The organism is Streptomyces coerulescens, assembly GCF_042657965.1.
In the GTDB taxonomy this organism is placed as follows: Bacteria; Actinomycetota; Actinomycetes; order Streptomycetales; family Streptomycetaceae; genus Streptomyces; species Streptomyces coerulescens.
This window is the reverse complement of sequence record NZ_JBHSKM010000009.1, coordinates 1-11,559: the sequence shown is the minus strand read 5'-3', so window position 1 is coordinate 11,559 and position 11,559 is coordinate 1. Positions and strand designations below refer to the sequence as shown.

Genomic DNA, 11,559 nt, shown 5'->3' with positions numbered 1-11,559 from the left:
GCGTTTGCTGTTGGAGTCGGTGTGGGAGGCGGTCGAGCGGGCGGGCATCGACCCGACCTCGCTGCGCGGCAGCCGGACGGGTGTCTTCGCCGGTGTCATGTACAACGACTACGGACTCCTCCTCGACGGCCGCGAGTTCGAGGGCCTGCGGGGCAACGGGAGTGCGATGAGCATCGCCTCCGGGCGAGTTGCTTACTCCTTCGGCTTCGAGGGTCCGACCGTGTCGATCGACACGGCGTGTTCGTCGTCGCTGGTGGCGTTGCATTTGGCTGCGCAGGCGTTGCGCGGTGGTGAGTGTTCGCTTGCGGTGGCCGGTGGTGTGACGGTGATGTCGACGCCGACGACGTTTGTGGAGTTCTCGCGGCAGGGCGGGTTGGCGCCGGACGGCCGGTGCAAGGCGTTCGCCGATTCCGCTGACGGGGTCGGGTGGGCCGAGGGTGTGGGTGTGCTGCTGCTGGAGCGGCGGTCGGATGCTGTGCGCAACGGGCATCGGATTCTGGCGGTTGTTCGGGGCAGTGCGGTGAATCAGGACGGTGCGTCGAACGGGCTCACCGCGCCCAACGGCCCCTCCCAGCAGCGGGTGATCCGGCAGGCGCTGGCATCCGCCGGGTTGTCGGCCGCCGACGTGGATGCGGTCGAGGCGCACGGCACGGGCACGACGTTGGGCGACCCGATCGAGGCGCAGGCGCTTCTCGCCACTTACGGTCAGGATCGTGAACGGCCGTTGCTGTTGGGGTCCGTGAAGTCCAACCTGGGTCATACGCAGGCCGCTGCCGGTGTCGCCGGTGTGATCAAGAGTGTGCTGGCGATGCGGCACGGTGTCGTTCCGCGCACCCTGCATGTGGACGCGCCGTCCTCGCATGTGGACTGGTCGGCCGGTGCGGTGGAGCTGGTCCGCGAGCAGGTGCCGTGGCCGGACAGCGGCCGCCCGCGTCGTGTCGGTGTGTCGTCCTTCGGGCTGAGCGGGACCAATGCCCACGTCATTCTGGAGGCCGGGCCGGAGGCCGAACCGACACCGGTGGCCGGTGAGTTCGGCGTACTGCCGTTGGTGGTGTCGGCTCGGTCCGAGCAGGCTTTGGACGAGCGGATCGAGTTGCTGCGGGCGGTGGAGCCGTCGGCGGACGTCGCTCACACGCTGGCGGTGGGACGGGCCACGTTCGGGTGTCGGGCGGTGCTGCTGGCGTCTGGGGAGGGTGTCACCCAGGCGGCCAGGGGAGTGGCGGCCGAGGAGCCGCTGGCGTTCGTGTTCTCCGGCCAGGGCGCACAACACATAGGAATGGGAAAGGAGTTGTACGCCCGGTACCCCGTCTTCGCCGACGCGCTGGACGAGGTGCTCGCCGAGCTCGACCCTGCCCTGCGTGGCGTGATCTGGGGTGAGGACGAGGAGACTCTGAATCGTACGGAGTTCACGCAGCCCGCGTTGTTCGCCGTCGAGGTGGCGCTGTACCGGCTGGTGACCTCTCTCGGTGTCACTCCGAAGTACCTCGCGGGTCACTCCGTCGGCGAGATCGCCGCCGCTCATGTCGCGGGTGTGCTGTCGCTCGCGGACGCGTGCACGCTGGTGTCGGCGCGGGCCCGGTTGATGCAGGCCCTTCCCGAGAGCGGACTGATGCTGGCGATTGAGGCCAGTGAGGCCGAGGTCGCCCGGCAGCTTGTCGAAGGTGTGTCCGTCGCGGCGGTGAACGGCCCGCACGCGGTGGTCGTTTCGGGTACGGAAGAGGCCGTACTCGCTGTCGCCGCCGCCCTGCCGGATCGGCGAACAACGCGGCTGAGGGTCTCGCATGCCTTCCACTCTCCGCTCTTGGAACCGATGCTGGAGGAGTTCCGCGCGGCACTCGCCGATCTGCGCTTCGACGAACCGCGCATCCCTGTCGTGTCGAACCTCTCCGGCAGTCTCCTCGAGGCGCTGGACACGGCGGACTACTGGGTCCGACATGTCCGCGGCACGGTGCGTTTCACCGACAGCATCCGCACCCTCACCGAGCAGGGGGTCACGCGCTTCCTGGAGATCGGCCCGGACGGTGTGCTGTCCGCGCTGATACGACAGTCCGTGGCGGACGAGGCGCTCGTCGTGCCCGTACTGCGCAAGGACCGGTCCGAGCAGACAGCCGCGCTCACGGCACTCGCGCAGCTCTACACACACGGCGTGTCCGTGAACTGGCCGGCGATGTTCACGGCCACGGGCGCTCGACTGGTGGATGCCCCGACATACCCGTTCCAGCGCCAGAACTACTGGCCGGTCGCGGGATCGATGACAGGTGCCGGGGCCGGGGATGTACGGGCCGCCGGTCTCGCCGCCGCCGACCACCCGCTGCTCCGGGCCGCCGTGTCACTGGCCGACTCCGAGGACGTAGTGCTGTCCGGTCGGCTGTCGTCGGCCACTCACCCGTGGCTGGCCGATCACACGGTCTTCGGGCATGTGGTCGTCCCGGGCACGGCCTTCGTGGAACTGGCGGTGAGGGCAGGCGACGAGGTCGGGTTCGGAACCCTGGACGACCTGACCATGTCCACACCCCTCGTGGTTCCTGACGCGGGTGCCGTACAGCTCCAGGTGCGGGTCGCGGAGACCGACGACGCCGGTCGCCGTACGGTGACGGTGTATTCGCGCCCCGACGAGGCGGCCGGCGACTCCCCCTGGACCCAGCACGCCACCGGCGTTCTCTCCGACGAACCCCCCGTTCGGACCGGCTGGGCCGATGCCGCGCAGTGGCCGCCGGCCGGCGCGGAGCGCGTCGAGACGGGCGGTCTGTACGAGGACCTGGCGGACGCCGGCCTCGCCTATGGCCCGCTCTTCCAGGGGCTGCGCCGTGTATGGCGGCGCGCTGACGAGATATTCGCCGAGGTGGCGCTGCCGAACGGTACCGCCGCCGACGGGTTCGGGCTGCACCCGGCGCTGCTCGACGCGACCCTGCACGCCGTCGCTGCAGCAGCCTCCGAAGAAACGGGTGACCCCGCGCTTCCCTTCGCCTGGGAGGGTGTGTCGCTGTACGCGTCCGGCGCGACCGAGGTGCGCGCCCGACTGGTCCGGCGGGACGACCGGGACGCGATCGCCGTCGATCTCGCCGATGCCGAGGGGCGCCCGGTGGCGCAGGTGACCGGGCTGGTGGTCCGGCCCGTGACGAGGGACCAGCTGGGTGGAGCGGGTGCGGGTGCGGGTGCGGGTGCGGGGGCGGGTGCGTGGGCGGCGGCGGCCGGATCCTTGTTCCGCGTCGATTGGACCGAGGCACCGGGGACCTCCGCGGAGCTCCCGGCTGTGGCGCTGGTCGGGGGCGGGGAGGCGCTCGCGGAGCTGATGCGGGACGCCGCGGCCGACGTTCGGAGCTACGCCGACCTGGACGAACTGGCAGCGGACGTGGACACCGGTGCCGATGCCGATGCCGATGGTGTCGTGAACCGGCCGGTTCCGGGCCTGGTCCTCGCCGTCCTCGGGACCGCCGACGACAACGTGCGGGACCTGGCCGGGCAGACACACGCCGCTGTCGCGCAGGCGCTGGATCTCGTGCGGGCGTGGGTCGCGGAAGAGCGGTTCAGCGGCGCGCGGCTGGTGGTCCTGACGCAGGGCTCGGCCGTGGTGTCCGCCGCGGTGCGCGGGTTCGTACGGTCTGCCGGCGCCGAATATCCGGGCCGCTTCGCGACGCTGGACATGACGGATGCCTATCCCGACCAACTTGCGCTTGCTGTAAGGGCTTTGGCCTCCGACGAACCCGATGTCGGCGTACACGACGGGGGCGTGAGTGTGCCTCGGCTGGTGCGTGTGGGTGGGGGGAGTGGTGTGGGGGTGGGGGTGGAGTGGGCTTCCGGTCCGGGTGCGGTGGTGGTGACGGGTGGTCTGGGTGGTCTGGGTGTGGTGGTGGCTCGGCATCTGGTGCGGGTGCATGGGGTGCGGGAGTTGGTGTTGCTGTCGCGGCGGGGTGGGGATGCGCCGGGTGCGGGTGAGCTTGTTGCCGAGTTGGGCGGTTTGGGTGCTCGGGTGGAGGTGGTGGCGTGTGATGTGGCGGATCGTGGGGCGTTGGCGGGTGTGCTGGCGGGGCGGTCGGTGCGGGGTGTGGTGCATGCCGCGGGTGTTCTGGACGACGGGCTCGTCGGCAGTCTGACCCCCGAGCGACTCGAAGCCGTCCTGCGGCCCAAGGTCGACGCGGCCTGGCACCTGCACGAACTCCTCCCCGACGAGACACCGCTCGTCGTCTTCTCCTCCGTCGCCGGCGTGCTCGGTAGCGTCGGTCAAGCGGCCTACGCTTCGGCCAACGCCTTCCTCGACGCCCTCGTGACCCTGCGCCGGGACATGGGGCTGCCCGCGGTGTCCCTCGTGTGGGGCCCCTGGGAGCAGGAAGCCGGGGGTATGACAGCCGACCCGGAGCGGACGGCCCGCACCGGCATTCCCACGATCACGGTCGACCAGGGCCTGGCCCTGTTCGACGCGGCGCTCCGTACACCCGAGCGGGTGGTCGTACCCGCGCCGCTCGACATGCGCGCCATCCGGGATCTCGGTGAAGTACCGCCTGTATTCCGTACGTTGGTGCGTTCGCGTCGCCGGGTGGTCGCGACGGGCGGCCTGCTTCCGCGACTCAAGGGCCTGGACGAGGTGGAGCGGCGTGAGGTGCTGCTGGACCTCGTGCGGGGACAGGTGGCGCTGGTCCTGGGCCACGAGAGTGCTTCGCGCGTGGATGACTCCCGGTCGTTCCGGGATCTCGGCTTTGACTCGCTGCTGGCGGTCGAGCTGCGCAATGGCCTGCAGTCGGTGACGGGGCTGCGGTTGCCGGCGACGTTGGTGTTCGACTATCCGACGGTCGCGGTCCTGGCCGACTTCCTGCTGGGCGAGGTGCTGGGGGCGCAGGCGGCGGCTCCGGGTGCGTTTCCGGGGACGGCGGTGGCTCTTGCCGATGACCCGGTGGTGATCGTGGGTATGGCCTGCCGGTTCCCCGGTGGTGTGTCGTCGCCGGAGGACCTGTGGCGGGTGGTGTCGGAGGGTGTGGATGCGGTGGGCGAGTTCCCGTCCGACCGCGGCTGGGACCTGGAGCGTCTGTACCACCCGGATCCGCAGCACACCGGTACGTCCTCGACGCGATCCGGCGGCTTTCTCGCCGATGTCGCCGGCTTCGATGCGGACTTCTTCGGGATGAGTCCGCGCGAGGCGCTGGCGACGGACGCGCAGCAGCGTTTGCTGTTGGAGTCGGTGTGGGAGGCGGTCGAGCGGGCGGGCATCGACCCGACCTCGCTGCGCGGCAGCCGGACCGGTGTCTTCGCCGGCGTCATGTACAACGACTACGGCGTCCTTCTGTCCGGCGACGAGTTCGAGGGCTTCCGGGGGAGCGGCAGCTCACCGAGCATCGCGTCCGGTCGCGTTGCTTATGCGCTGGGCCTTGAAGGGCCGACGGTGTCGATCGACACGGCCTGTTCGTCGTCGCTGGTGGCTTTGCATTTGGCGGCGCAGGCGTTGCGGGGTGGTGAGTGCTCGCTTGCGGTGGCCGGTGGTGTGACGGTGATGTCGACGCCGACGACGTTCGTGGAGTTCTCGCGGCAGGGCGGGTTGGCGCCGGACGGCCGGTGCAAGGCGTTCGCCGACTCGGCTGACGGGGTCGGGTGGGCCGAGGGTGTGGGCGTACTGCTGCTGGAACGGCAGTCGGACGCCGTGCGCCACGGTCATCAGATCCTCGCCGTCGTCCGCGGCAGTGCGGTGAACCAGGACGGCGCCTCCAACGGGCTGACCGCGCCGAATGGTCCTTCGCAGCAGCGGGTGATCCGGCAGGCGCTGGCGTCGGCCGGGCTGAACGCCGGGGACGTCGATGTTGTGGAAGCGCATGGCACGGGTACGACGCTCGGTGATCCGATCGAGGCGCAGGCGCTGCTGGCGACGTATGGCCAGGATCGTGAACGGCCGCTGCTGCTCGGGTCGGTGAAGTCCAACCTGGGTCATACGCAGGCCGCTGCCGGTGTCGCCGGCGTCATCAAGTCGATCATGGCGATGCGGCACGGTGTCGTTCCGCGCACGCTGCATGTGGACGAGCCGTCCTCGCACGTGGACTGGTCGGCCGGTGCGGTGGAGCTGGTCCGCGAGCAGGTGGCGTGGCCGGAGAATGACCGTCCGCGCCGGTCCGCGGTCTCCTCCTTCGGCCTCAGTGGCACCAATGCGCACGTGATCCTCGAACTGCCCGGGGACATAGCGAAGTCGAGCCCCGCTCAACAGCCGCCCGTGGTGCCGTTGGTGGTGTCGGCTCGTTCGGAGCAGGCGCTGGATGCGCAGATCGAGGTGCTGCGGGCGGTCGAGCCGTCGGTGGATGTCGCTTACACGCTGGCGGGCGGTCGTGCGCGGTTTGCGCATCGGGCGGTGCTGTTGGCCTCTGGGGAGGGTGTCACCCAGGCGGCCAGGGGAGTGGCGTCCGAGGGGCCGTTGGCGTTCGTGTTCTCCGGTCAGGGTGCCCAGCGTCTGGGGATGGGCCGGGAGCTGTACGGCCGTTTCCCGGTGTTCGCGCAGGCCTTGGACGAGGTCCTCGCCGAGCTCGACCCTGCGCTGCGTGACGTGATCTGGGGCGAGGACGAGCAGGCTCTGGATCGTACGGAGTTCACTCAGCCGGCGTTGTTCGCCGTCGAGGTGGCGCTGTTCCGGCTGGTCGGATCGCTGGGCGTGCGGCCGGACTTCGTAGCCGGGCACTCCGTGGGTGAGATTGCCGCCGCTCATGTCGCGGGTGTGCTGTCGCTCGCGGACGCGTGCGCGCTGGTGTCGGCGCGGGCCCGGTTGATGCAGGCGCTGCCCGAGGGCGGGCTGATGCTGGCGGTCGAGGCGGCCGAGGACGAGGTCACCGCGCATCTCACCGACGAGGTGAGCATCGCGGCGGTCAACGGCCCCACCTCCCTGGTGCTCTCCGGCACGGAAGAGGCCGTGCTCGCGGTCGCTGCCGCCCTGCCCGATCGCCGCACCACCCGCCTGCGGGTCTCGCACGCCTTCCACTCCCCGCTGATGGCCCCGATGCTGGAGGACTTCCGCGCGGCCATCGCCGATCTCCGCTTCGCCGAACCGGCCGTCCCCTTCGTCTCGAACCGGACCGGCCCGAACACGCCGGACTACTGGGTGCAGCACGTCCGTGAGACCGTCCGCTTCGCCGACGGCATCCGCACCCTCACCGGCCAGGGCGTCACCCGTTTCCTGGAGATCGGACCCGACGGTACTCTCACCGCCCTCATCGAGCAGACCGCACCCGAGGACGCCCTCGTCGTCCCGACACTGCGCAAGAACCGCCCCGAAGAGGAAGCCGCCCTCACAGCCCTGTCCCGGCTCTTCGTGCACGGGACCCCCGTCGACTGGCCGGCCCTCTTCGCCGGCACCGGTGCCCGTCTCACCGACGACGCCCCCACCTACCCCTTCCAACGCCACCACTACTGGCCCGCCGTCACCGCTTCCCTCCAGCACGCCGTGGCCCTGGGCCTGGAACCCGTCGGGCATCCGCTGCTGGGCGCGGTCGTGCCGTTGGTGGAGTCCGACGGTGTGGTTCTCGCCGGGCGCCTCTCGGCAGGTACGCAGACCTGGCTCGCGGACCACGCGGTGCACGGCAACGTGCTGTTGCCGGCGACCGCCTTCCTGGACCTTGTCCTGCGGGCGGGGGACGAGGTCGGATGCGGCCGGGTCGACGAGCTGTCGCTCGGCGTGCCCTTGATTCTCGGCCCGCGTGAGGCCGTGCGGATCCAGATCGCCGTCGGTGCTCCGGACGAGGACGGTCGCCGTTCCGTCGGCGTCCACTCCCGTCCTGACGTGTCGGACGAGGATCTGCCGTGGACGCAGCACGCCTCCGGCACGCTCGCCCCGCAGGACGGCTCGCCGCGGGCGTTCGACGTCACGACGTGGCCGCCGCCGGAGGCGCGTCTCCTGGACATCGACGGCTTCTACGAGGCACGCGCGGAGGAGGGGTTCGCTTACGGCCCGGTGTTCCAGGGCTTGCGCGCGGCCTGGCGGCGCGGTGACGAGGTGTTCGTCGAGGCCGAGCTGCCCGACCACGTGCCGACCGGCGGATTCGGGCTGCACCCGGCTCTCCTCGACGCCGTACTCCACGCGGCCGCATTCACGGGTGGGGAGACCGAGGAGGCGGGTGGACTGCTGCCGTTCGCCTGGGAGGGCGTCTCGCTGCACGCGACCGGCGCCTCCAAGGTGAGAGCCAAGATCAGCGCCAACGGAAGCGGCATCGGCAACATCGCCGTGACCGTGGCCGACCAGGACGGGAACCCGGTCGCGTCGGTGAACCGTCTCGTCGTCCGCCCGGCAGACGACCGTCTCTGGACGAGCCGCACGAGCAGGGATCTCTACCGCATCGAGTGGACAGAGGTCACCCCCGCGGAGCCGTACCGCGGTCCGCTCGCCGTCGTCGGCGCGGGTGCCAACCGGTCGGCGGAGGCATGGGGAGCCGACGCATGCGCGGATCTCGCCTCCCTCAACGACGCATCACCCGGCGTAGCCCTCGCCCTCATCGAGGGCGACCCCGTCACTGATGACCCCGCCATTGATGGCCTCGCCCTTGATGACCTCGTCACCGCCGTGCACGGCACAACAGCTCACGTCCTGCGCCTCGTTCAGGAGTGGCTCGATCAGGAGGGGCAGTCCGACGCCCGCCTCGTCGTGACCGCCATCGGCCTGCCCGGACCGGTTCTCGGTGCCGTACGTGGCCTGCTCCGCACCGTTCAGAACGAACACCCCGGACGCGTGGGCCTGTTGTCCTGGCCTTCGGGAGAAGAGGTCGACTCCGACCTGTTGCGCCGGGCCCTGGCCCTCGACGAGCCCGAGACCGCCGTGCGCGGGGGCCGACTTGAGGCCCCGAGGGTGGTACGGACGTCCGCACCCGCCGCACCCGCCGACCCCGCCGACCCCTGGACCGGCCGGGGTCCGGTCCTGGTGACCGGCGGTACCGGCGGCCTCGGCGCGCTCCTGGCCCGGCATCTCGTCGCCCGGCACGGCGTGCGCGAGCTGCTGCTGCTGTCGCGGCGGGGCGCCGACGCACCGGGTGCCGATGAACTCGTATCCGAATTGGAGGAGTTGGGGGCGGAGCGGGTCGACGTGGTGGCCTGCGACGTATCCGACCGTGACGCGTTGGCCGACGCGCTTACCGGCGCGCGGGCCGACGGGCCCGTCACCGCCGTCGTCCACGCCGCGGGCGTACTCGACGACGGACTCCTCGGCAGCCTGACCCCTGAGCGACTGCACTCCGTACTGCGCCCCAAGGCCGACGCGGCGTGGCACCTGCACGAACTCCTCCCCGATGTCGAGGCGTTCGTGCTCATGTCCTCCGCCGCCGGTACATTCGGCGGCACCGGACAGGCCAACTATGCCGCCGCCAACGCCTTCCTCGACGCCCTCGCGGAGCACCGCGGCACCCTCGGCCTGCCCGCCACGTCCCTCGTCTGGGGCCCCTGGGACCTCGACGGCAGCGGGATGACCGGCGACCTCACCTCCGCCGAACGCGAACGCCTCGCCCGGACCGGCTTCCCCGCCGTGACCCCGGAGCAGGGGCTCACCTTGTTCGACGCCGCCATGACCCACGACGCCACCGTCGTCCTTCCCGTCCCGCTCGACCTGCGCACGATCCGCGACCGGGGCGACGTGCCCGCCATGCTGCGCGGGCTGGTGCGTTCGCGGCGGCGGGTGGTCGCGGCGGGTGGTCTGCTCCAGAGGCTCACCGCGCTGGACGAGATGGGGCGGCGCGAGGTGCTGCTGGACCTCGTGCGCGGGCAGGTGGCGCTGGTCCTGGGCCACGACAGCCCGGCCGGCCTCGACGACCTCCGGTCCTTCCGCGACCTCGGCTTCGACTCGTTGCTCGCCGTGGAGCTGCGCAACGGCTTGCAGTCGGTGACCGGTCTGCGGCTGCCGGCGACCTTGGTGTTCGACTATCCGACGGTCAGCGCGCTCGCCGGATTCCTGCTGGACGAGGTCCTCGGTTCGGGTACGGCCGCCCCGGTGCCGTCGGTGGCGGCGGTGGCCGACGACCCGGTGGTCGTCGTGGGCATGGCCTGCCGGTTCCCCGGCGACGTGGCCTCGCCGGAGGATCTGTGGCGGCTGGTGTCCGAGGGCGGGGACGCCGTGTCCGGATTCCCCGAGGACCGCGGCTGGGACCTGGAACGGCTCTACCACCCCGACCCCGAGCACACGGGCACCTCGTCCGCCCGTGAGGGCGGCTTCCTCCACGGCGCCGGCGGCTTCGATCCCGAGTTCTTCGGCATGAGCCCGCGGGAGGCGCTGGCGACGGACGCGCAGCAGCGGCTGCTGCTGGAGTCCGTGTGGGAGGCCGTCGAACGGGCCGGTATCGACCCGACCTCCCTGCGCGGCAGCCGGACGGGTGTTTTCGCCGGTGTCATGTACAACGACTACGCCAACTTGCTCGTGGGCCCCGAATTCGAGGGCTTCCGCGGTAACGCCAGCTCCCAGAGCGTTGTTTCCGGCCGCGTCGCGTACACCCTCGGCCTGGAAGGCCCGTCCGTCTCCATCGATACGGCGTGTTCGTCGTCGCTGGTGGCTTTGCATCTGGCGGCGCAGGCGTTGCGGGGCGGTGAGTGCTCGCTTGCGGTGGCCGGTGGTGTGACGGTGATGTCGACGCCGACGACGTTTGTGGAGTTCTCGCGGCAGGGCGGTCTTGCGCCGGACGGCCGGTGCAAGGCGTTCGCCGACTCGGCTGACGGGGTCGGGTGGGCCGAGGGTGTGGGCGTACTGCTGCTGGAACGGCAGTCGGACGCCGTGCGCCACGGTCACCGGATCCTCGCCGTCGTCCGCGGCAGTGCGGTGAACCAGGACGGCGCCTCCAACGGGCTGACCGCGCCGAACGGTCCTTCCCAGCAGCGGGTGATCCGGCAGGCGCTGGCGTCGGCCGGGCTGAATGCCGGGGACGTCGATGTTGTGGAAGCGCATGGCACGGGTACGACGCTCGGTGATCCGATCGAGGCGCAGGCGCTGCTGGCGACGTATGGCCAGGATCGTGAACGGCCCCTGCTGCTCGGGTCGGTGAAGTCCAACCTCGGCCACACCCAGGCCGCCGCCGGTGCCGCCGGGCTCATCAAGTCGATCCTGTCGATGCGGCACGGCACCGTCGCGCCGACCCTGCATGTGGATGCTCCGTCGTCCCATGTCGACTGGTCGACGGGTGCTGTCGAGCTGGTCCGGGAGCCGGTTCCGTGGCCGGACAGCCACCGCCCGCGCCGCGTCGGCGTGTCGTCCTTCGGGCTCAGCGGCACGAACGCCCACATCATCTTGGAGCAGTGGCGGGACACCGACAGCGAGCCGGAGACCGACTCTCCCGTTCCTTCGACGGTGCCGTTGGTGGTGTCCGCTCGTTCGGAGCAGGCGCTGGATGCGCAGATCGAGGTGCTGCGGGCGGTCGAGCCGTCGGTGGATGTCGCTTACACGCTGGCGGGCGGTCGTGCGCGGTTTGGGCATCGGGCGGTGTTGTTGGCGTCTGGGGAGGGTGTCACCGAGGCGGCCAGGGGAGTGGCGTCCGAGGGGGCGTTGGCGTTCGTGTTCTCGGGCCAGGGTGCCCAGCGTCTGGGGATGGGCCGGGAGCTGTACGGCCGTTTCCCGGTGTTCGCGCAGGC

General features: G+C 71.0%; 1 protein-coding gene. It reads left to right on the top strand.

What is annotated here, in order from left to right:
* Nucleotides 1-11,559: type I polyketide synthase (locus tag ACFPQ9_RS18080; protein ID WP_380853960.1), on the top strand; the 11,559-nt coding region annotated here is incomplete at both ends.